18 protein-coding genes and 1 pseudogene are annotated in these 21828 nt (G+C 63.1%); 14 read left to right on the top strand and 5 right to left on the bottom strand.

Going from position 1 to position 21828, the window contains the following annotated elements; genetic code table 11:
• Position 1: 1 nt before the first annotated feature.
• The 7 genes from SPITH_RS10390 to SPITH_RS10360 all read left to right on the top strand — a co-directional run bounded on the left by SPITH_RS10390 (position 2) and on the right by SPITH_RS10360 (position 7940).
• The gene (locus tag SPITH_RS10390) at positions 2–415 is read left to right on the top strand and encodes a bactofilin family protein (protein ID WP_014625617.1); all 414 of its coding nucleotides are present in this window, start codon (positions 2–4) and stop codon (positions 413–415) included.
• Positions 416–423: 8 nt separating this feature from the next.
• Positions 424–1686 carry a nicotinamide-nucleotide amidohydrolase family protein gene (locus SPITH_RS10385; protein ID WP_014625616.1) on the top strand — a complete coding sequence of 421 codons (1263 nt, stop codon included), beginning with the start codon at positions 424–426 and terminating at the stop codon, positions 1684–1686.
• 107 nt (positions 1687–1793) lie between these two features.
• Positions 1794–3692, top strand: a complete 1899-nt coding sequence (gene rho / locus SPITH_RS10380; protein ID WP_014625615.1) for a transcription termination factor Rho — start codon at positions 1794–1796, stop codon at positions 3690–3692.
• A 15-nt stretch (positions 3693–3707) separates the two neighbouring features.
• Positions 3708–3953 (top strand): type B 50S ribosomal protein L31, encoded by a 246-nt coding sequence (locus tag SPITH_RS10375; RefSeq protein WP_014625614.1) that lies wholly within the window; start codon positions 3708–3710, stop codon positions 3951–3953.
• 72 nt (positions 3954–4025) lie between these two features.
• Positions 4026–5912 carry a glycoside hydrolase family 5 protein gene (locus SPITH_RS10370; RefSeq protein WP_041624095.1) on the top strand — a complete coding sequence of 629 codons (1887 nt, stop codon included), beginning with the start codon at positions 4026–4028 and terminating at the stop codon, positions 5910–5912.
• A 32-nt stretch (positions 5913–5944) separates the two neighbouring features.
• A complete protein-coding gene (locus SPITH_RS10365) occupies positions 5945–6523 on the top strand; it encodes a nitroreductase family protein (RefSeq protein WP_014625612.1) in 579 nt (192 codons plus the stop codon).
• 61 nt (positions 6524–6584) lie between these two features.
• Positions 6585–7940, top strand: a complete 1356-nt coding sequence (locus SPITH_RS10360) for a PTS transporter subunit IIC (RefSeq protein ID WP_014625611.1) — start codon at positions 6585–6587, stop codon at positions 7938–7940.
• Between the two features lie 7 nt (positions 7941–7947).
• Here the strand turns inward: SPITH_RS10360 and SPITH_RS10355 are convergent, their stop codons facing one another.
• Complete coding sequence (locus tag SPITH_RS10355) at positions 7948–9300, bottom strand: glycerate kinase type-2 family protein (RefSeq protein WP_014625610.1); 1353 nt, start codon at positions 9298–9300, stop codon at positions 7948–7950.
• Positions 9301–9456: 156 nt separating this feature from the next.
• Between SPITH_RS10355 and SPITH_RS10350 the strand changes: the two genes are divergently transcribed.
• Together SPITH_RS10350 and SPITH_RS10345 are read left to right on the top strand one after the other, a co-directional pair.
• Entirely contained in the window at positions 9457–11427 is a 1971-nt protein-coding gene (locus SPITH_RS10350) for an NAD(P)/FAD-dependent oxidoreductase (RefSeq protein WP_014625609.1), read from the top strand.
• Positions 11427–12410: a polyprenyl synthetase family protein gene (locus tag SPITH_RS10345; protein WP_014625608.1), complete on the top strand. Its 984-nt coding sequence runs from the start codon at positions 11427–11429 to the stop codon at positions 12408–12410. The genes SPITH_RS10350 and SPITH_RS10345 overlap by 1 nt, the downstream gene beginning before the upstream one ends.
• A gap of 6 nt (positions 12411–12416) precedes the next feature.
• Here the strand turns inward: SPITH_RS10345 and SPITH_RS10340 are convergent, their stop codons facing one another.
• From SPITH_RS10340 to SPITH_RS10325, 4 genes are all read right to left on the bottom strand, one after another.
• Complete coding sequence (locus tag SPITH_RS10340) at positions 12417–13352, bottom strand: prenyltransferase (RefSeq protein WP_014625607.1); 936 nt, start codon at positions 13350–13352, stop codon at positions 12417–12419.
• 90 nt (positions 13353–13442) lie between these two features.
• Positions 13443–14294, bottom strand: a complete 852-nt coding sequence (locus SPITH_RS10335) for an FMN-binding protein (protein WP_014625606.1) — start codon at positions 14292–14294, stop codon at positions 13443–13445.
• Positions 14295–14357: 63 nt separating this feature from the next.
• Positions 14358–15464, bottom strand: coding sequence for a glutamate 5-kinase (gene proB / locus SPITH_RS10330; protein WP_041624370.1), 1107 nt, complete (start codon positions 15462–15464; stop codon positions 14358–14360).
• 2 nt (positions 15465–15466) lie between these two features.
• The gene (locus tag SPITH_RS10325) at positions 15467–16777 is read right to left on the bottom strand and encodes a glutamate-5-semialdehyde dehydrogenase (RefSeq protein ID WP_014625604.1); all 1311 of its coding nucleotides are present in this window, start codon (positions 16775–16777) and stop codon (positions 15467–15469) included.
• 193 nt (positions 16778–16970) lie between these two features.
• Here SPITH_RS10325 and SPITH_RS10320 point away from each other — a divergent pair, with 193 nt between their 5' ends.
• From SPITH_RS10320 to SPITH_RS10305, 5 genes and pseudogenes are all read left to right on the top strand, one after another.
• Entirely contained in the window at positions 16971–17903 is a 933-nt protein-coding gene (locus SPITH_RS10320) for a polysaccharide lyase domain-containing protein (protein WP_014625603.1), read from the top strand.
• 82 nt (positions 17904–17985) lie between these two features.
• Positions 17986–19229 (top strand): annotated as a pseudogene (locus SPITH_RS10315) (IS256 family transposase).
• A 16-nt stretch (positions 19230–19245) separates the two neighbouring features.
• Entirely contained in the window at positions 19246–19404 is a 159-nt protein-coding gene (locus tag SPITH_RS12200) for a hypothetical protein (protein ID WP_169311820.1), read from the top strand.
• A gap of 115 nt (positions 19405–19519) precedes the next feature.
• Positions 19520–20095 carry a TetR/AcrR family transcriptional regulator gene (locus tag SPITH_RS11835; RefSeq protein WP_014625602.1) on the top strand — a complete coding sequence of 192 codons (576 nt, stop codon included), beginning with the start codon at positions 19520–19522 and terminating at the stop codon, positions 20093–20095.
• A gap of 208 nt (positions 20096–20303) precedes the next feature.
• Positions 20304–21740: a radical SAM/SPASM domain-containing protein gene (locus SPITH_RS10305; RefSeq protein WP_014625601.1), complete on the top strand. Its 1437-nt coding sequence runs from the start codon at positions 20304–20306 to the stop codon at positions 21738–21740.
• The last annotated feature ends 88 nt before the right edge of the window (positions 21741–21828 follow it).

Here is a 21828-nt window from a genome sequence, read left to right as displayed (position 1 = left end):
CATGGATATACTTTCGGTTGTCGGTGTACCGCAGCCCGCCCACAGGATAGGGCCTGAGGCCAGGGTAACGGGTACGCTCAGGGTGAAAGAGCCGCTGGTGATAGAGGGGCGTTTTGAAGGAAGGATAGAGGGGGGCAGCGTGGTAGCGGTGGCCTCCGGCGCAATGGTGAGGGCCGACATCGTGGCCGATGCAGTGGTGATCGCGGGCAGGGTGGAAGGCGATGTTGAGGCCTCTTCGAAGGTGTATCTCTTCTCGGGGTGCGAGATGTACGGCTCCATCCGTACTGCGCGTATCAGCATCGCCGACGATGCGGTCTTCGAAGGTTCCTGTGAGATGCTTCGTGCGCCGGATGAGATCGACATCTTCGCCTACACGGTGGACCAGCTTCGATACTCGCTCAAGAAGGTGAAGTAGCACGTCCCATGCACGCATCAATCGTCGTCTTCGGTACAGAGCTTCTTCGGGGCAGGGTGAGGGACAGCCATGTGCAGTACCTCTCCCGCGAGCTCGGGCTCCTGGGCGTGGAGGTGAGGGAGGCGCTCGTGCTCCCCGACGATCCTGCGCTCGGGCATGAGGAGCTCTCCCGCATGATCGAGCGGGGTGGAGTGGTGCTGGTGTGTGGGGGGCTCGGGCCCACGAGCGACGATCACGGGAGAGAGCTTCTGGCCTCGTGCGCGGGTGTGCCGCTCGTCTTCAGAGAAGATGTGTGGCAGGCCCTCGTCGAGCGGTATCCCCACCTGCGGGAGGTTCCCTCCAACCGCCGGCAGGCCTACGTACCCGAAGGGTTCGAGGCCCTGCCCAACCCCGCGGGGACCGCACCGGGACTCTGGGGCAGGGTGGGGGAGACGTGGGTGGCCGCGCTTCCAGGCCCTCCCGTGGAGCTCGCCCGGGTATTCGAGGATGAGGTTGCGCCTCGCATCAGGGCGATCTCCGGGAGGGCGAGCGATACCGGCGAGCGGATGTATACCACCTATCTCATCCCCGAGTCGGCCCTGGAAGACGCCCTCGCACCCTGGGAGGGGAGGCTCACCTGGGCCACGCAGGCCCAGCCGGGGAGGGTGTTTCTCGTGCTCTCGGGTGGAGACGAGGAGACCATCCGCGCGTGCGTGACCTCGCTCGAGGAGCGGTTCCTCCCCGTGCTCGTCTTCGAAGGGGAGAAGGATCTGTTCGTCCTTCTCAAGGAGGCCCTAGCCCGCCGTGGGCTCACGGTGGGTTTCGCCGAGTCGTGTACCGGCGGGAGACTCTCCTCATCGCTCACGAGGGTGGCCGGCTCTTCGGAGATATTCTGGGGAGGGGTGGTGACCTATAGCAACGAGGCGAAAGAACGGTTCCTCGGCGTGCGGCCCGAGACATTGCAGACCTTCGGGGCGGTGTCCCGACAGACCGTGGAGGAGATGGTGCGGGGTGTATTCGACCGCATGCCCGTGGACGTGGCTGCCGCGGTCTCCGGGATTGCCGGGCCTTCAGGGGGGAGCCCCGAGAAACCGGTGGGCACGGTGTGGGTGGGAGTGGGCAGGAGAGGCGGCCGAAGCCGTACCTTCAGGGCCCTCCTTCGCGGTGACCGGGAGCGGATACAACACAAGAGCACGCTCCTCGCGGGGCTGCTCACGTACGTTTTGGTGCAGGAGGAAGACTGGCTTGACAGGAAGGAGCTTGCAGACTATATTGAAAATAAACTGACGTGAGGCACACCCCGATCGTTCTCCCCCTGATACCGGGATGGAATTCCATGAACAGAGTGATGTGAGTGAGGAGTTCACGCCTATAATCCCTTCGCATACTGGAGTTTTTCATGGCACTATTGCGCAGAAGACGAAACGAATCCACTGAAGACACGACATCCATCGCAGGAGAAGGGGATCTCTTCGGGGATCTCGCGCCTGCCGGAGAAGAGAAGCCGCCTTCCGATCCCTCGGAGACCGGAGAGATGGAAGCCTCTGAGAAGACCGAAGCCGCCGAGAAGGGCGCAGCCCCTGAAGGCGAGGAGCGACCGGGAGACGATGCCGGCGACCGGTCCGAGCCCCCTTCCGAGGAATCCGTGGGCGCCGAGGATGCGGCTCCTGCGGAGCCCGAAGAAGCAGCAGGGCAGGCGGAGGCGGAGGAGGAACCGCAGAGCGCACCACAGAAGGTGCAGAGGCGGGGCAGGAGGCGGAAGATCAAGGTGGCCATCGTGAAGGACGGCGAACGTCAGAACGGCAACGGCCATGCGCGAAAACCCGTCTCCCAGGCGTTCGTGCCGCCGATCTCGCCTCCTCCCAATGCAGAAGGGGTGGGCGAAGAGCACACGCCCCCCATGCCTTCGGTGGACGCACGCGGGCCTTCGAGGATAGAGCGGCTCGCCACCTGGATCCACGAACTGGTGAAGCCCTACCGGCCGTATCGCATGATCCTCCCCAACGACCCTGCGGGGATCACCATCAACGAGCTCATCCTCCTCGATATGAAGGAGATACGGGGGATCGCCGAGTACCTGGGCGTGAAACACGACGATCTGGTCGCCTTCAGGAAGCAGGAGCTCATCTACGAGATCCTCAAGCAGTACACCCACAGGGGCGGAAACATCTACGCATACGGTGCCCTCGAGATTCTTCCGGACGGGTACGGGTTCCTCAGGTCGCCTCAGAACAACTTCCTCAATGGGACCGACGACATCTATCTCTCGCCCTCGCAGATACGGCTTTTCAACCTGAAGACCGGAGATACGGTCTTCGGTCAGATACGCCTCCCCAACAAGGAGGGGGAGCGGTATTTCGCGATGCTCCGGGTGGAGAGCATCAACTTCACCGATCCTTCGGTGGCCCAGCAGCGGATTCCGTTCGAGAACCTCACCCCGGTCTATCCGAACGAGCGGCTCGATCTCGAGACCAGGGAGGGGAACATCTCCACCCGAATGATCAATCTCTTCTGTCCCATAGGAAAGGGGCAGAGGGGCCTCATCGTCTCCCCACCGCGTACCGGTAAGACGATCCTCCTCCAGCAGATCGCCAATGCGATCACCGAGAACCATCCCGAGGTGTACCTCATCGTCCTCCTCATCGACGAGCGACCTGAGGAAGTCACCGACATGCAGCGGAACGTGGAGGCCGAGGTGATCTCCTCCACGTTCGACGAGCAGGCGAAGAACCACGTACAGGTGGCGGAGATGGTGCTGGAGAAGGCCAAGCGCCTCGTGGAGCACGGCCACGACGTGGTGATCCTGCTCGACTCCATCACGCGACTCGCCCGGGCCTACAACCAGACCGTGCCTACGTCCGGGAAGATCCTCTCCGGTGGTGTCGACTCCAATGCCCTGCATCGTCCCAAGCGGTTCTTCGGGGCGGCGCGGAACATAGAGAACGGCGGGAGCCTCACCATCGTGGCGACGGCGCTCATCGATACGGGGAGCCGCATGGACGAGGTGATCTTCGAGGAGTTCAAGGGTACGGGTAACATGGAGGTGCACCTCGACAGGCGGCTCGCGGACAGGAGGCTCTTCCCTGCCATCAACATCAAGAAGTCGGGTACGCGGAAGGAGGAGCTCCTCCTCGCTCCCATGGAGCTCCAGCGGATCTGGATACTGCGCAAGTTCCTCAACCCGCTCGACGACGTGGAGATCATCGAGTTCCTCATTGACAAAATGTCGAAAACCAAGAATAATGAGGTGTTCCTCAATTCCATGAATACACCGCTTGTCCCCAACGAGGGGATGTAGAGATAGGAGTGAGCTATGAAAAAGGGTATCCATCCCGAATACAGGCTTGTGGCGTTCAGGGATGCGTCGACGGGTACGATCTTCCTCGCCCACTCGACCGTGAAGACCAAGGAGACGGTGACCTACGAGGGCAAGGAATATCCCCTCTGCAACCTGGAGATCTCCAGCGCCTCGCATCCGTTCTTCACGGGGAAACAGAAGCTGGTGGACACGGCGGGGCGGATCGAGCGCTTCAGGAAGAAGTACAACATCAAAGAATAGGCTCTCCGGTATGTTGTTCTCCCACCCTTCGCGGGGTGGGATTTTTTTGTGCGTGTGGACTATGCTGGTGGTATGAGGACGAAGGACGGACGACTGTGTGGGGTGCTCCCTCCTCTTAGGACCGAGGGTCGGTGGATCGTGGATGGGGCGGGGAGGGTGGTGCTCCTCAGGGGGATCAACCTGGGGGGAGATTCGAAGGTGCCTGCACGGCCGGACGGGCGTACCCACGTGCGTGAGGGGTTCTACGACCGGCGGGATGTCTCGTTCGTGGGGAGGCCGCTGCCGCTCGAGGAGGCGGAGGACCACCTGGAGCGGATTCGCGCCTATGGGTGTTCCCTCCTGCGGCTGGTGATCACCTGGGAGGCGGTGGAGCACGCAGGACCGGGGGTGTACGACAGGGAGTTCCTGGACTACCTGAAGGCGTTGGTGGAGATTGCGGGGGAGCGGGGGCTCCTCGTGTGGGTGGATCCGCACCAGGATGTGTGGTCGAGGTGGACAGGGGGGGATGGTGCGCCGGCGTGGACCCTGGAGGCGGTGGGGATGGATCCGCGGCGGATGCACGCCTCGGGTGCGGCTTTCCTCCACCAGGAGGCGGGGGAGGCGTTTCCCTACATGGCCTGGCCCACCAACTACTCGCGCTACGGTGCGGCCACGATGTTCACCCTGTTCTTCGGGGGACGGGTGTTCGCCCCGCACTGCAGGGTGGAGGGGCGGAACGTCCAGGAATGGCTCCAGGATCGGTATCTGGGGATGCTGCGGGAGGTGGCGAGGAGCCTGCGGGGGCTTCGGAACGTGGTGGGGGTGGGGACCATGAACGAGCCGCACCCGGGGTTCATCGGGGTGCGCGACCTGCGTGGCCTTGAGAACCACATGCTGGCCCTGGGACCTGTGCCCACGGGGTTCGAGGCGATGGCACTGGCCAGCGGGTTCCCCACCAGGGTGGGGGTGTACCGGCCGGGGCTCGGGGGTGAGAGGCGGGTGGGGGAGGCGGTGCTCAACCCGGAGGGGGTGTCGGTGTTTCGGGAGGGGAGGGAGTGTCCGTGGCTCGTCGAAGGGGTGTGGGCGGTGGAGGGGGGAAGGCCGGTGCTCAGGATGCCCGACTACTTCGCGCGGGTGGGGGGACGTCCCGTCTCGTTCGAGGAGGATTTCCTGGCGCCGTTCGTGGCGCGGGTGGCGGAGGCGGTGCGGGCGGTGCTCCCGGAGGTGCTCGTGATGGCGGAAGGGGTGCCGAACGGCAGGCCGCCACGGTTCAAGGGAGGGGCGCCGGATAGGCTCGTGCACGCCTTTCACTGGTACGACGGGCTGACGCTCTTTACCCGCAGGTTCGTACCGTGGTTCACGATGGAGGAGGGAGGGATCCGGCCTGTGCTGGGGAGGGGGGCGGTGAGGGCCTCGTTCCGGCGCCAGCTGGAGAGGAGGGTGGAGGAGACGTTCCGGGCCATGGGCGAGGTGCCGTGCGTGGTAGGGGAGTTCGGGGTGCCGTTCGGTCCCGGGAGGAAGGGGGGTGGGGGGCAGTACAGGCGGCAGGAGGAGGCCCTCTCCATGTACTACGATGCCATGGACGAGCTCCTCCTCGGCTGCACGCTGTGGAACTACTCGGCCTCGAACACCCATGCGCATGCTGATGGGTGGAACCTGGAGGACCTCTCGGTGTGGTCGAGGGACGATGCCCCGGAGGGGAGGGGGTGGAGGGGGTTCGTGAGGCCGTACCTCCTGGCGGTGGCGGGTGTGCCCCTGCGTGAGCGCTTTGCGAGGGGCGTGTTCACGTGCGCGTTCAGGGCCGATCCCTCCGTGAGGGCGCCCACGGTGATACGCCTTCCCCGCCTCGGGTTCGGAGGTGCGTGGAGGGTGGAGGTGAGCGGGGAGGGGGTGCGGTGTGAGGAGGTGCCGGAGGAGGGGGTGCTGCTCGTGTGGTGTGAGCGGAAGGGCGAGGTGAGGGTGAGGGCCGCCGCCGTGTAGACCGGCGGAGCTGGGAGTATTATATTTTTGCCATGAACGACGAGACGATCCTGCGAGAGATCAGGGAACGGAGGGCCTACCGCGCCCTCTCCCCGCGTCCTGTGCCGAGGGAGGTGCTGGAGCGCCTCCTGCACGCCGCTACCCTTGCCCCTTCCTGCATGAACAAGCAGCCCTGGCGGTTCCTCGTGGCCCTCTCCGAGGAGGCGAGGGGGAAGGTGGCCGCCCACCTCTCCCCGGGGAACTACTGGGCGAAGGAGGCCCCTGCGTACGTCCTGGTGGTGACCGCGCCCGAGCTCGACTGTCAGCTCGACGACAGGCGGGAGTATGCCTTCTTCGATACGGGGATGGCGGTGATGGGCCTGCTCCTCCAGGCCACGCACGAGGGGCTCTATGCCCACCCCATGGCAGGGTTCGATGCCCCGGGTCTGCGAAAGGCCTTTGGGATCTCCGAGCGTGCGGTGCTCCTTACGGTGATTGCCCTGGGGTATCCGGGTGATCCCGCTTCGCTCAACGAAAAGCACCGGGAGGTCGAGAAGGGCCCGAGGGTGAGAAAGCCGCTCGCAGACGTGGTGTGCTGGGATGAGTGGGACGAGGAGCGGGCCCTGAAGTAGGGATCCCTGAGAGGGGTGCCCGTTCCCTACAGAGCATGAGTATCAAGGAGGAGACGACTCAATGGAAACGATTCGTCATGCGCTCGAGGTGTTCTTTTCTTTCAAGGCCTATGTGATGCTCCCGTTCATCATGCTGGCCCTGGGCCTTGTGGTGGGCATGAGGGTGAAGGATGCCCTGCTTTCCGCGCTTCGCATGGGGGTGGGGTTCGCCTCGATCTTCGTGGTCTTCTCGTTTTTCGTGGACAACATCCGGCCTGCAGTGGAGGCCATCGTGTCGGTTCGGGGGCTCGAGTACACGGTGCTCGATGTGGGGTGGCCGCCGCTCGCAGCGATCACCTGGGCCTCGATGATCGCCCCGCTCTCGATCCTCCTCGTGCTGGGACTCAACGTGCTCATGATCGCGCTCAACCTCACGCGCACGGTCTACCTCGATATCTGGAACTACTGGCACTTCGCCCTGCTGGGGGCGCTGGTCCAGGCGGTGACCGGGAACGTGTGGCTCGCGCTCCTTGCAACCCTCCTCATCGCGTTCCTCACCATAAAGCTTGCCGACTGGGCAGCGGTGTACGTGGAGAGGGAGACCGCGCTCGAGGGGGTGACCATTTCACCGGTCTCTGTGGTGGGGCTCCTGCCCTTCACCGCGGCGATGGACTTCCTGTTCGAGCGGATACCCGGGTTCCGCAGGTGGAACGTGAACCCTCAGGACCGAAAGGATGAGTCGAAGCCACGTTCCCTCCTTTCCGAGCCCATGGTGATAGGGCTTCTCCTCGGCGTGGTGCTCGGCGTGCTCGCCGCCTATTCGGTGAAGCAGGTACTGGAGCTCTCGATACACCTTGCGGCGGTGATGTTCCTGCTTCCGCTCGCAGGTGAGCTCATAGGGAAGGGGATCTCGCCCATCTCCTCTACCCTCAAGGAAAAGATCCAGCGGCGCTTCCCTTCGAAGCAGGGGCTGTATGTGGCGGTGGACACCGGGGTGCTCATGCAGCATCGTTCGGTGATCGTGACCGGGCTCCTTCTCATGCCGATTTCGCTCCTCCTGGCCTTCTTCATCCCGGGGAACAGGGTGCTCCCGCTGGGCGACCTTCCCAACCTCATCTCCGTGATGTCCGTCTCTGTGCTCCTCTATCGCGGGAATGTGGTGCGCTCGGTGCTCGCCGGTATCCCGGTGGTGATCACCTATCTGCTCATCGCCACGAAGCTCGCCCCGCTCTACACCTCGCTCGCGGCCGGGGTGGGCGTGGAGGTGCCGGAGGGCCAGTTCATCACGGCCTTCACCGACGGCGGTCACCACCTCAGGTTCTACCTGCTGGGGCTCTTCTCCGGAGAGGGGTGGGCCTTCTGGCTCCTTCCGGGGGTGGTGCTCCTCTTCGTGGCGGCCTTTGCCCATGCGCGTCGCAGGGCACGGGAGCGCGTGTGAGGGAGCCTCAGGGCACGAGGACGATCTGGATGTCGCACACGTTCGTGCCGGTGGGGCCGGTCACGAGGAGTGCATCGAGGGAGGCGAGGGCGTGGTAGGCGTCGTTGTCGGCGAGGGCGGCCCGGAGGCGGGACAGGTGGGGCCGGGCGTGCTCGATGATGCGGGGGATGATGAGGCCGCCGGCGGCGTCGGTGGGGCCGTCGGTGCCGTCGGTACCGCCGGAGAGGAAGCCTGCAGGCCGCAGGGCCGGGCGCTGGAGGAGGGAGAGGAGCACGGCGAGGGCCATCTCCTGATTGCGGCCGCCCGTGCCGCTTCCGGTGACGGTCACGGTGGTCTCGCCGCCTGCGAGGATGCAGCAGGGCGGGGAAAGGGGGATGCCGCGTGCTGCGTCGCGCATGAGGGCGGCGAAGAGGTGGGCCACCTCCCGGGCCTCACCCTCCAGGCCTGCGGTGAGGATGAGGGGGGTGTAGCCACGGCGGCGGGCTTCTGAGGAGGCGGCCCTGAGGGCGGTGAGGTTGTTGCCCACAAGGTGTGTGGTCACGCGGTCGAAGGCCGGGTCGCCGGGCTTGGGTGTCTCGGGGACCTCGCCGCGGACCCCGGCCTCCAGGAGGGCCTTCGCACCGGGGGGGAGCCGGTCCTCCATGCCGTAGCGGTGCACGATGGCGAGGGCGTCGGCAAAGGTGGTGGGATCTGGGACGGTGGGGCCCGAGGCGATGGTGGACAGATCGTCCCCGATCACGTCGGAGAGCACCAGGGTGACGGTGCGTGCCGGAGAGAGGGCGCGGGCGAGCCGGCCGCCCTTGAGGCCGGAGAGGTGCTTCCTCACGCAGTTCACCTCGCTGATGGGGGCACCGCTCTCAAGAAGGGCGCGGGTGGTGGTGAGCAGGTCGTCCAGGGTGAGGCCGATGCGCTCGTCCCGGTAGGGGAGGGTGAGGAGGCTGGAGGCGCCTCCGGAGATGAGGAGGAGCACCAGGACGCGTTCGTCGGCCCGGGAGGCGAGGCGCAGGAAGGCCTCGCCCGCCTCGAGGCTCCTCTCGTCGGGTACCGGGTGGCCGGCTTCCTTCACCGGGAGGCGTTCGAGGGGCCGGGCATGGCCGTACTTGGTGACCACGAGCCCGTCCGTGATGCGGTCGCCGAGGATCTCCTCCGCCGCACGGGCCATGGGGCATGCGGCCTTGCCTGCGGCGAGCACCCACACCTCGCGGAACGAGGAGAGGTCGCATCGTAGAGAGGGGCCTTTGGCCTGTACGGTGAGGAGGTTCCCTTCGAGGGAGAGGGCGCTTCGTACGAGGGATGCGGGGTCCACCGCCGCCACGGCGGTCGTGAAGAGTCCGGTGAGGTCGGCTTCCAAGGGTTCCATGGAACAAGTATAGGCAAAAAACTTCGGGAATTGAAGGGAATCCTTTCTCCTGTGATCCACATTTATAGATAATTTCTGAGCATTTCTTGACAAAGGCCCCGACGTGGAGTAGTCTCTGGATATAGTTTCATCCGTATATTCCCCGGAGGAGTTCGAATGGAGACGAGGCGAATTGTCATCATAGGCGGCGGGTATGCCGGTGTGCATGCGGCCAAGATCCTGGAGAAGCGGTTCAGGAAGCGGGAGGATGTGGAGATCCTGCTCATCGATAAGAATCCCTACCACACGCTCATGACCGACCTCCACGAGGTGGCAGGCGGGCGGGTGGTGCCCGATGCCACGAGGGTGAGTTTCCACGTGATCTTCGGGGGGAGGAAGGTGCGTTGGGTCACCGACAGGGTGGAGACCGTGGACGTGGAGGAGAAGGTGGTGATAGGGGAGGAGGGACGCTACCCCTACACCTACCTGGTGATGGCGGCTGGCGGGGCGCCGGAGTTCTTCAACATACCGGGTGTGCAGGAGAACTGTTTCACCCTCTGGAGCTGGGACGATGCGGTGAGGCTGCGGAGGCACGTGGAGAACTGCTTCGACGAGGCCTCGAAGACTCAGGATCCCCGGAAGAGGCGGCGCTACCTCACCTTTGTGATCGCAGGGGGTGGGTTCACCGGGGTCGAGCTCGCAGGCGAGCTGCTCGAACACAGGAAGGTGCTCTGCAGGAAGTACCACATTCCGAAGGATGAGGTGAGGGTCGTCATGGTGGAGGCCCTCCCGCGGATCCTCCCGAACTTCACCGAGCGTCTCGCCCGGAAGGCGCACCGGAGGCTCGAACGGATGGGGGCGGAGATCCTCACGAGCTCGCCCATCACCGGCGCGCGCAAGAGGGAGGTGCTCATAGGCGAGAAGACCATAGAGACCGAGACCTTCATCTGGACCGCCGGGGTGCACGGCGGTGAGCTGAGTGCTCGGGTGCCGCTCACCATGGGACAGGCGGCCAGGGGGCAGTGCTCGGTGGTGACGTCGGACGGGATCCACGGCATGGCGGCCTGCTACATCGACGAGGAGGACCGGGATATGGTGGGGGTGCGGGGCCGGTTCCTGGTGAACGATCAGATGCAGGCCCACGATCACCCCGATGTCTACGTGGTGGGCGATATCACCTGGTACGTGGAGGGGAAGAAGGTCCTCCCCCAGGTGGTGGAGACGGCGCTCCAGACCGCCGAGACTGCGGCGCACAACATCATCGCCGATATAGAGGGCAAGGAGAAAAAGCCCTTCCGGAGCAACTACCACGGGTTCATGGTGTCGGTGGGGAGCAAGTACGCGGTGGCCCACGTGATGGGGGTGCAGATGTCCGGGGTTCCCGCCATGGCCCTCAAGCACATGGTGAACCTCCACTACCTGTGGGGACTCGCAGGGTTCAATGCGGTGTGGAAGTACCTCAAGGAGGAGTTCCTCCACATCAAGGACAGGCGTTCGATCGTGCACGATCACCTCGCGTGGCGGATCCCTGTGTACTGGGCCCTCCCCTTGCGGCTTTTCCTGGGGGCGAAGTGGCTCGTGGAGGGGATCAAGAAGGTGCTGGAGGGGTGGCTCAATCCCGGCGCGGGTGGGGTCTTCAACCCCGATCCTTCGGCGATCCACCTTCCCGGTGTGGTGCTGGGTGATGCGGTGAGCGCGGCCTCGGCCCAGGCGGCAGCGGATGCGGCCACTGCGGCGAGCGCGGCGACGGAGGCTGCAGCGGGTGGCGGCTACGGCGAGGCGCTCATGCCGGCTTTGGGGATCTACACCTGGTTCGCCGAGCACGTGCTCTCGGCCGTGCCTGCGCTCGCCTTCCTGGCGCAGGCAGGGGTGGTGCTCGCGGAGATCTTGATAGGGCTCGCCTTCGTCGGAGGGCTCTTCGTATTCCCGGCTGCGGTGGCGACGATCGGTCTTGCGGTGATGTTCATCATCTCCGGGTGGGGTTCCCCCGAGCTGTTGTGGTACATCGCAGCGGCGGTGGTGATGATGGGTGGTGCGGGTCGTGGCTTCGGCCTGGATCACTACGTGATGCCCTGGGTCAGGGACCGCTGGAACGGGTTCGGTCTCGCCAAGAGGACCTATTTCTACAGCGGAGAGCCTCGTCCCTGATGTTCTGGGAGAAGTTTCCTTCCATAGCGCCCGACGTGGTGCGGGTGAGGGATCTCATCCGTGAGGAGCTCGGCTCCCCTTCGGGGGAGCTTTCTTCTGCGCTCGTGGACCTCGCCTCGCGGGATGCGAAGCTCCTGCGGCCGGGATGTATGGTCCTCTCGGCGCGGTTCGGCGTGGGCGAGGGTGAGATCCCCGAGAGGGTGGTGCGGCTCGCCGCGGCCCTCGAGATGCTCCACATGGCGACGCTGGTCCACGACGATATCGTGGACGATGCGGCGACGAGACGGGGTGGGGCGGCCTTGCATCGGGCGTACGGGGTGAAGGAGGCGGTGCTCATGGGGGATCTGTTGTTCGCGAAGGCCCTCGAACTGGTGGCCGAGTACGCGAGCAGGGAGCACGCGGTGTTCCTCTCCCGCGGGGTACGGCACATCCTCGACGGCGAGATAGAGGAGGTGGAGGTGCGTCGGGCGTTGGGGAGGGAGTCCTTCAGCCTGCGGCGGTATCTGCGGCGTATCCTGAGGAAGACGGGGCTCCTGTTCGTGGTGGCGTTCCACCTGGGGGCGTCGGAGGCCGGGGCGGAGGAGGAGGTGGTGCGTCGGCTCAGGCGTATCGGCTACAACGTGGGGATGGCGTTCCAGGTGATCGACGATGTGCTCGACGTGGCGGGAAGGGGGTTGGGGAAGCCGGTGGGGCGGGATGTGGAGCAGGGGGTGGTGGGGGCGCCGGCGGTGATGCTCGCGCGGAAGGAGGGGGACCGCCTGGGGGTCTGGATGAGACGGGCGTGTGCGGGAGGGATGGCCGGCCGCGTGTGGGCGGGAAAGGTGCGGAGACTGCTCGTGGACTCGGGGGCGGTGCAGGAGGCGAGGGGGATGGCACAGGGATTCACCGACCGGGCCATGCGGGAGGCGGCGGGACTGCCGGAGGGGAGGTGGCGGGAGGTGCTGGAGGGGGTGCTGGCGGAGCTGGTGGTGCGAAGGGTGTAGGGGGTGTCAGGGGACGGGGAGGAAGAGACGGAGGGCGAGGGGGACGACGGCGGCGAGGGTGAAGACGAGAAAGATCGAGAGGATGTCCTGCATGGAGGGGCCCTTGGTGGCGTGCGCGTAGCCCCGCCGGTGCATGCGGCGGTAGGTGAGAAGGGCGTGGGTGAGGCCGAGGGCGGCGGTGGGGAGGGTGAGGCGGGGGAGGATGTCGAGGAGGCCGCAGAGCGCGAGGATGAGGTAGCCCAGGATGCCCTGCGCGTAGACGAGGATGCGGCTGGCGTGGTGGCCCAGCAGGATCGAGAGGGTGAGGCGCCCTGCCACGCGGTCTCCTTCCATGTCGCAGGTGTTGTTCACGGTGAGGATGGAGGCCACGAGGAGGGTGGAGGGGACGGCGAGGAGGAGTGCCTGGGGGGTGATGCGGCCTGTCTGCACGAAGATGGAAAGGAGCACCAGCACGCCTCCCAGGAACCCGCCTGCGAAGAGCTCCCCGAAGGGGGTGAAGGAGAGGGGCCTCGGCCCCCCGTTATAGAAGAAACCCACCGCCATGCAGAGGGCTCCTGTACCGAGAAGCCCGAGGGCAGAGGTGAATCCAAATGCCTTGCCCACGAGAAACGCGAGGACGAGACCCAAAATCCCGGCGATGAGGAAAAGACCCACGGCTATGATGAGGGCATATCCGGGCGGTACGTTCTGATGGACGAGCACCTTGTCCTCTTCCCGGTTGAGTTCTTTCCGATCGACGCCCTTCCAGTAGTCGAAGAAGGTGTTGAAGGCCGTGGTGCCCATATCCACCGCGAACACGGCGAGGAACATGACCAGGAGGCGTACGGGCTCCCATTCCCCCACCATGGCGATGGCGTAGAGCGTACCTATGGCGAACGAGGAGACACTTACCAGCTTCGTACGGATTTCCACGATGCGGGCGAACTGATAGGGTGTGATCACGCGATCCTCCTTGGTGCGAACGATAGCAGGAAGAAGGGTATGAAGAAAAGGCCTCCCTGTCTGGGGAGGCCTTGTAGTGTGGCGAAGGGTCTACCTTCGGGCGTCCTTGAGCGCCTCCTGGGCGAGCTGGAAGAAGGAGTTCACGTGTATCGAGACCCCCGAGATGGCATCGGTGTGGCCCTCGTCGTCCTTGTAGGTGATCTTGGTGGGATCCTGGGTCTGCATGAGGTACTTCTCCACCGCCTCGGCCTGCTGCCACCAGGGGGCCTGTGCCCCACCGTTCTCATACATGCCGTACTCGCCGTTGCGGGAGCGAGTGTCCTTGGGATCGCCGCCGTCCTTGTGGAGCGCATCCCATCGCACGGCCACGATCCTTCCGCCCAGCACCGTGATGTCCACGAACTCCTTCCATCCCTGGGGGCTGAAGTCGGCCTGTTCGGCATGATAGGTGCCGTCCTTGTAGGGGCCGTAGCCGACGGGGCCGCGCTCCAGGGCCTCCTTCGCGAGCTCGAAGAGCTCCTTCACGTGGATGGAGACACCCGAGATGGCGTCGGTGTGGCCCTCATCGTCCTTGTAGGTGATCTTGGTGGGATCCTGGGTCTCGAGGAGATACGCCACCGCCTTCTGTGCCTGCTCGTGCCAGGGAACCTTGGCACCGCCACGCTCCACCATGGGATACTGTCCGTTCATGGAGCGTGTGATCTTGTCGGGACCCGCGTCTCGATGCACGGCGTTCCAGACCACGGAGGCGATCTTCCCGTCCTTCACCTCGAGGATCACCACGTCCTTCCAGCCGGTCTCGGGGTCGAAGTCGGGAAGCTGGGCGAAGTACACCCCGTCCTTCCATGTACTGGCTGCGGCTTCTTCCTTCTTTGCGCAACCGGAGAGGATGAGGAACACGCCCATGAGTATGACGAGCATGGAGATAATGGCCTTTCGCATATAGCCTCCTCGTGATATTATGATAATTTATTATATATTTCCTTAGAGAAAAGTGCAAGAGTGTTATTCATTTTTTGACGGAATCACCACGTCATCGGCCCTGATCACCACGTCCGGGCTCTCATGTCCGAGGATCTCCTTCACCTGCGAGGAGTGCCTGCCTCTCACGAGAAGGATTTCCTCGCTGCTTAAGGCCGCGATGGCTTTGATGGTGCGGTTCACCGTGACCACTTCGCCGGCATCGAAGTGTCCCTCCACCTCCCGTATGCCGGAGGGGAGGAGGCTTTTGCGGGAGAGGAGGGCGCGGTAGGCCCCCTCGTCCACCACGATGTTGCCTTTGGGCCTGGCCTGGAGGATCCACCGTTCCCGCTGACTCCTCCTCGCCTGAGGGAGGAAGAGGGTGCCCTCCTCCTCGCCTGCGAGGATACGCTCGAGGATCCGCTCCTTCCTCCCGTGTGCGATGACCACCATGCACCCCGCTTCGCCGGCGATCTGGGCGGCCCTGAGCTTGGTGCGCATTCCACCGGTGGCATGGGTGGTGCCTGCATCCCCTGCGAGGGCGAGGATCCGGGGAGTGATCTCCTCCACCTGGGGGATGAGGGTCGCCGAGGGGTCTTCCCTCGGATCGGCGGTGTAGAGGCCGTCGATGTCGGTGAGGATGACGAGAAGCTGGGCGTCGATCTTGCTCGCGATGTGGGCGCTCAGGGTGTCGTTGTCCCCGAAGGCCGTGCCTATCTCGGCCGTGGAGACCGAGTCGTTCTCGTTGAAGATGGGGATGGCGCCAAGCTCGAGGAGGGTTTCCACCGCCTGTCTGAGGTTGAGGTAGGTCTTTCGGTTGTCGAAGACCTCCCGGGTGAGGAGCACCTGGGCCACGGGAATACGGTGGGCGAGGAAAGCTTCCCGATAGGTGTACATGAGCACCGGCTGGCCGATGGCGGCGAGGGCCTGTCTGAGACGTATCTTCTTCACCTTACCGGTGATGCCGAGCTCCCGCGCCCCCATACCGATGGCACCCGAGGTGACGATGAGCGGACTGTAGCCGTACTCCTTGAGCCGGGCGATCTGGGAGGCGATCTCGTGGATGAAGGCCTCGTCGATGCCGTCGGGCCCGGTGAGGCAGTTGGTGCCTATTTTCACCACGATGCGCCTTACCGCCGAAAAGTCGCGCATGTTCATTCACCTTGAGAGAAAGGATAGGGTTTGGAAAGCTTCCTGTGTGTGAAGGGGCGGGCGGAAGGGCCGGTATAGTCGGCCACCACGTGACCGTTGCCCAGGAGGAGGTACTTGTAGATCACCAAGCCTTCGAGCCCCACCGGGCCCCGGGCGTGGATCTTGTTGGTGCTGATACCCACTTCGGCCCCGAGTCCGTAGCGGTACCCGTCGGAGAAGCGGGTGCTGCAGTTCCATAACACGTCTGCCGAATCCACGAGGGAGAGGAAGGTGCGGGCGGTATCGGGTGACGAAGTGAGGACGGTGTCGGTGTGGCCCGATCCATACGTGTTGATGTGGTCCACCGCCTCCTCCAGACTGTCGACCATCTTGATGGAGAGGATGTAATCGAGGTATTCGGTGCCCCAGTCGGCCTCGGTGGCGGGGTGGCACGCGATGATCTTTCTGGTACGATCGCAGCCCCGCAGTTCCACTCCCTTTTCTTGGAGCGCCTTTGCGAGAGGGGGAAGTACCCGGTGTGCGATCTCTGCGTGCACGAGCAGGGTCTCCAGTGCATTGCACACGGCCACGTACTGGGTCTTCGCATCCACCACCACACGCACCGCCATGTCGATGTCGGCATCCTGGTGGATGTAGGCATGGCAGATCCCGTCGGCATGCCCCAGGACCGGGATGCGGGTGTTGTCCATGATGTACCGCACGAACTGGTTGGAACCGCGGGGGATGATGAGGTCGATGTACTCGTCGAGCTCGAGCATGGCCTTCACATCCTCGCGGGTATGGAGGAGCTGGATCCATCCCTCGGGGATGCCTGCGGAAAGGGAGGCCTCTTCTATGATGCGGGCGAGCATTGTGTTGGTGCGTTCGGCTTCGCTCCCCCCCTTGAGGAGGGCCGCATTCCCGCTCTTAAGACAGAGGGTGGAGATCTGCACCAGGGCATCGGGCCTGGACTCGAAGATCACGCCGATCACCCCGATGGGGCAGGAGACCTTGTAGAGCTCGAGCCCCTCGTCGAGCTCGGTGGCCGAGAGGGTCTTGCCCACGGGGTCTTCGAGCGAGATGAGGGTCTCTATGCCCTTGCACACCTCGGCGATCTTCTCCTCGGTGAAGGCGAGCCGTTTCTTGAGCGGCATGGGGAGCCCTGTCTCTTCGGCCCGTGCGAGATCCTCCTGGTTCGCCTCCACGATCTCCTTTGTATGGGAGATGAGGGCCTCCCGAATGGCCGAGAGCGCCCGGTTCTTGAGCCCGGTCGAGACTGCCTGGAGCCGTTGTGCCGCCTTTCTCGCCTCACGTGCCTGCTCGAGTACCGACATGATCCCTCCTTGGAGATTTCGCACCAGTATCGGGTATAAGCATAGAGGATGAGCGCCTCCGCTTCAATCGGGAGAGAGCGGCCTGAGTTCACACAACCTCGTGAGGAATTTCATGGATGTGTTCAGGAATTCTGCTGTCCACTGCGCTATGTTGATAGTATGCCATAGTAATCCCATCTGGAAGGGGGATACCATGAAACGAGTGATCATGGGTATGGTGGGCATCATCGTTCTGGTGCTCGCAGGGTGTGATCTCACAGGAACGGGTGAGGACGGGGGAGGGAGCGAGGAATACCTCATCGTCGCCGATGGTGACATCGACGGAAACGTGACCTGGGAATCCGGCAAGGTCTACGTGGTCGAGAACTCGGTAAACGTGATAGGTGACGGACGGCTCGTGATCGAGCCGGGGGTGGTGGTGAAGTTCTACCCGGATGCGTACCTGTGGGTGAGTGATCAGGCGGCGGTCATCGCAGAGGGCACCGCGGATGCACCCATCGTCTTCACCTCGATACGGGACGACGCCCACGGCGGGGATTCCAACGGCGACGGGGACCTCACCCAGCCCGCGCGTGGCGACTGGGACCAGGTCTACATCGAGGCGAGCGGGAGCAGGTTCGTGTACTGCGAGTTCCTGTACGGAGGGGGAGGGTCGTACGACAGCACACTGGAGGTCTACGGTTCCTATGTGACCGTGGATCACTGCACCTTCGCCCACAACGAGGGACAGGGCTCCGGAGCCTTCGATGCCGCGGTGGCCCTCTCGCAGACCGTCATTACCAACAACGTGTTCTACGACAACGAGAAGCCCCTGCGGGTGGGGGTGCGCTACAGCCTGGACGACTCGAACACCTTCCACGATCCCGACAATCCCGCGGTGACCAACGACTACAACGGGATCTTCGTGGACTCCTACTCCCTCGCCATCGGAGCGGATGGGCCGAGCATCACCTGGGAGGAGACCGAGGTGGCCTATGTCCTCGAGTGGACGCTCACGGTATCGGCAGGCTACACCCTCACGCTCGGGAACGACGTGGTGCTGAAGCTGTGGGGTGCTGGCACGGAGATCTACCTCGAGACCAGCGAGGATCAGCTCGTGAACCACGACGGAAGCGGGGGACTGTAACATCGAGTGTTGAAAAAGGCGGGGAAAAAAGATAAGGGGTATCTCCCACCACCAAACCTCTGAAAGAAGGAGGAGATACCCCATGAAGCGTGGTAACACACGCACACTGATTGATACACAGTATACCCTCTCTGATCTGATGAAGCAAGTGGAGGCCCAACTCCGGGAGGAGGTGCGCCACACCTACAAGACGTACCTGGAGCACCTCCTTGAGACGCTGAGAGAGGAGGCAGTGGGACGACCACGATATGCACGAGGGGAGGCTGAGAAGGCACCGTACTACCGGTACGGCTACAGAAAGTGGAAGAGCGTGCAGACCCCCTGGGGGCCGATCGAGGAGGTACGCGTGCCCGTATTCGCACCGGCGGGGGGAAGGAGGTAAAGCTGGTGACCTACGAGCAGAGGCTCGTGGCCCTCGCTGAGCAGCTCCTCCTTGGGTATGTGAGAGGGATGAGCGCGCGGACGTGGGCCATTCTGTTACGGGAGCTGGGGATAGGAGAGGCTCACCCGCAGACACTCCTTAGGCTCATAAAGCGTCTTCGCGAGGAGAAAGAGCGGTGGCGGAGGCGGCCCATTAGAGGGGTGAAGGCGCTCGTGCTGGATGGGGTGTGGGGAAAGCTGAGGGGAAAAGGGAGGAGGGGGCTGGTGATCCTGAGTGCCGTGGGAGTGAAGGAGGACGGGTCTCATGAGCTCCTCGACTGGGTGGTTGCGGAGCAGGAGGACCGGGCGAGCTACGAGCGACTCCTTACCAAACTCTATGAGCGAGGGCTTGAGGAGGTGGAGCTGGTGGTGGCCGATGAGGCAGAGGGGATCTGGCAGGCGGTGGAGACCGTGTATCCTGAGGCGAAGAAGCAGGTATGCCTCTGGCACCTGCAATGCACCCTTGAGCAGAAGCTTCTGCAGGATATGGGGGACCAGAAGGGGAAGAAGGCTCACCTCCAGGAGGAGAGGCGAGCCTTTCGGACTGAGTACTGGAGGCTCTTTGAGGCAGGAGGGAAGGAGGAGGCAGAGGAAGCGTTCGAGGCATTCGTGAAGAAGTGGGCGACGAAGGCCCCCCGGATGACGGCTGCTCTCCTGTGGCGGAAGGAGCGGCTCTTCTCCTATCTGGAGTTACCCTATGAGTGGAAGGAGAAGGTGAGGACGAGCAACCTTGCGGAGAACATGTTTCGTCACATGAGGAGCTTTCTGCGGAGGTATCCTGGGTATATGAGCCGTGCCCATGCAGATGAGGTGGTAGGCCTCTACGTGGTGGGCATGCAGGTGATACAAGAGGTGGGGAGATGCACCCCTTATCAACTCCAGCTCAATTTCAACACTCCCCCTTGACAGTGCCGGAAGCGGGGTGGCCTTCACCTCGTACCGGGACGATACGAGAAAGGGCGACACCAACGGCGACGGGACTACCACCTCGCCTGCAGACGGCGACTGGGAGGGGATCTACGTGGATGATGGGACTACGGGGTATGTGAATTGGAGCAACATCTACTACGACAGTCACTAGATGAGCGCCTGCGGGCACCCACGGCCCGGCGTAAGCCGGGCTTTTTTTTGTTGACATAATGATGGGGGTGTTGTATTATTCGAATGAAATGTTCGATTATTCAAAAGGAGTTTCCATGGAGCAGACGGAAGTGAGGGAGCAGATCCTGGACACTGCGAGGGACTTGTTTCAGAAGCAAGGCTTTGGCAAGACCTCTATGGACGACATAGCCCGTCACCTGGGTCGAGCGAAGAGCGGGATCTACTACTACTTCAAAAGCAAGCACGCCATCCTGGAGGAGCTTGTGAGGCGTGAGATTGAGCGTATGGAGGAAGAAGTGGAGTGGATCACAGGGCGGGAAGAGATCCCCGCAGATGTCCGCTTGAAGAAGTGCGTACGCGCCTGTATTCAGGCTTTACCAGGGATGAAGAGCTATTTTCTCATCCTGCGGGATCGTTCGCTGAGGAGCCACCCTTCCATCCAGGCGCTCAGGACATCGTTCCATGAGTTCATGGCCCGGAAGCTCGAAGAGTTGTTCGGGGAACTAAAGGAGCGGGGAAGGTCTGCGATACACGACTCCTCCGTACGGGATGCGTTCCTCGTGTTTCTGCGGGGGTGCGAGCTCCTCATAGAGGAGGTAGGGGCGGGGGTCAGGGATCGATTGAAGGATCTCGCCGACCTCCTCGTCAGAGGAATCCGTATCGCGACATAGCGGTTGCAGGGAACGTGCTGGATATTCCCGAGGGAGGAAGGAAAGGGGAGAGGGGGTGGTTTTCGGCTTTTGGCGACCGACGGTCGGTCGAAAAACGGGTGTTGGAGGATGGGGGGCGAATGAGTCACCGGAGGACTGATACGGAATCCTCTCCGGAGAGTTTCTCCGGATCGTATAAACCTATCTCTTTGGAGAAAGGAGAGAGTCGATGAAGAGGATGGGAAGGGGACTCGGAACTCAGGTCCCTTCGCTCCTGCTCTCGACTTCGGTCGGGAGGAAATGGCTTCTCCGCAGGGTGGAGAAGGTGATTGAAGACTCCTTCAGGACAAGTGTGGATCCTCCCTATGTGAGGGAGGTGAAGAAGGCCTTTCTCCTCTCCCTCCTCAGGCAGGGGCTGAAACAGATGGATCGGGGGAGGTTTTCGCCTCGTTTTGCTGTTCGGGCCGTGTCTCTCTTCATGAAGGAGATATTCTTCAATCGCGACTACCTCCGCGTCCTTGAGGAGTTCAGGGAGCGCTATGGCTTTCATCCGCCCGCTTTCCTTACGCTCTCTCCCACCCAGAAATGCAACCTCAACTGTGTGGGGTGCTATGCGGCGAGCCATGCTGCCACCGCGGCCTCTCTTCCCTATGCGATTGCCCGGCGTATCGTGAGGGAGATGCACGATCTTATGGGAGCAAGGTTCATCGTGATCTCCGGAGGAGAGCCCCTGCTCTGGAGAGACGGGGGGAAGGGGATCCTGGATCTCGCCGAAGAGTTCCCGGACACCCTGTTTCTCATGTATACGAACGGGCTGCTCATCGACGAGAAGGTGGCGGAGCGCATGGTGAAGCTGGGGAATCTCACGCCAGCCATCTCGGTGGAGGGATTTAAGGAACACACGGATGCCCGCAGGGGAGAGGGCATCTTCGACCGTATCCTCGAGCGGATGTCTGTGCTCCGTTCGTGGGGTGTTCCCTTTGGCGTTTCGATCACCGCCACCAGGGAAAACATCGATCTGCTCCTGGATGAGAGGTTCTACGACTTCTGGTTCGAAGAGCAGGGCGCCACGTACATGTGGATGTTCCACCTCATGCCCATAGGTCGGGCAAAGGACACCATGGATCTCATGCTCACCCCGGAGGAGCGGCGTGATCTTCTCCTGGTGGTGGAGAGGATGCTCCTTGAGAAGAGCTATTTCGTTGGAGACTTCTGGAACGCCGGGGCCGCCTCTGAAGGATGCATCGCCTACGGCCGTGGTGGAGGGTACTTCTACATCGACTGGCACGGCAACATCATGCCCTGCGTCTTCATCCCCTACTACGTGCACAACGTGCACGATCTCTACCGGGAGGGTAAGACCCTCGTCGATGCCCTTATGAGTGGCTTTTTCGAGGCGGGCCGAACGTGGCAGGAGGAGTACAAGCTTCAGGACGGGAACTTCTTCATGCCATGCTCCATTCGCGATCACCATCCCACCTTCAGATCGCGCATTCTCCCTGACGAGGCGAAGCCCGAGGACCAGCATGCAGCAGAGGCGTTGGCAGACCTCGAGTACTATGAAACCCTGTGTGCATTTCACACACGACTGAAGGAACTGGTGGATCCCCTCTGGAAGGAGCGGGTGGAAGGAGGGGGGCCCGTGACGTCCGGGGAGAGGGGCTGAACGCCTCCCTTCTTTGTGCTTTCGGGACTGTTGACACCCTTGGAAGGGAGGGGTACCATGTTTTCGACCATTGGCCGAGAAAGGGGGA

The organism is Spirochaeta thermophila DSM 6578 (assembly GCF_000184345.1).
In the GTDB taxonomy this organism is placed as follows: domain Bacteria; phylum Spirochaetota; class Spirochaetia; order Winmispirales; family Winmispiraceae; genus Winmispira; species Winmispira thermophila.
The sequence above is the reverse complement of the archived record's forward strand: the minus strand, read 5'-3'. Positions and strand labels throughout refer to the sequence as shown.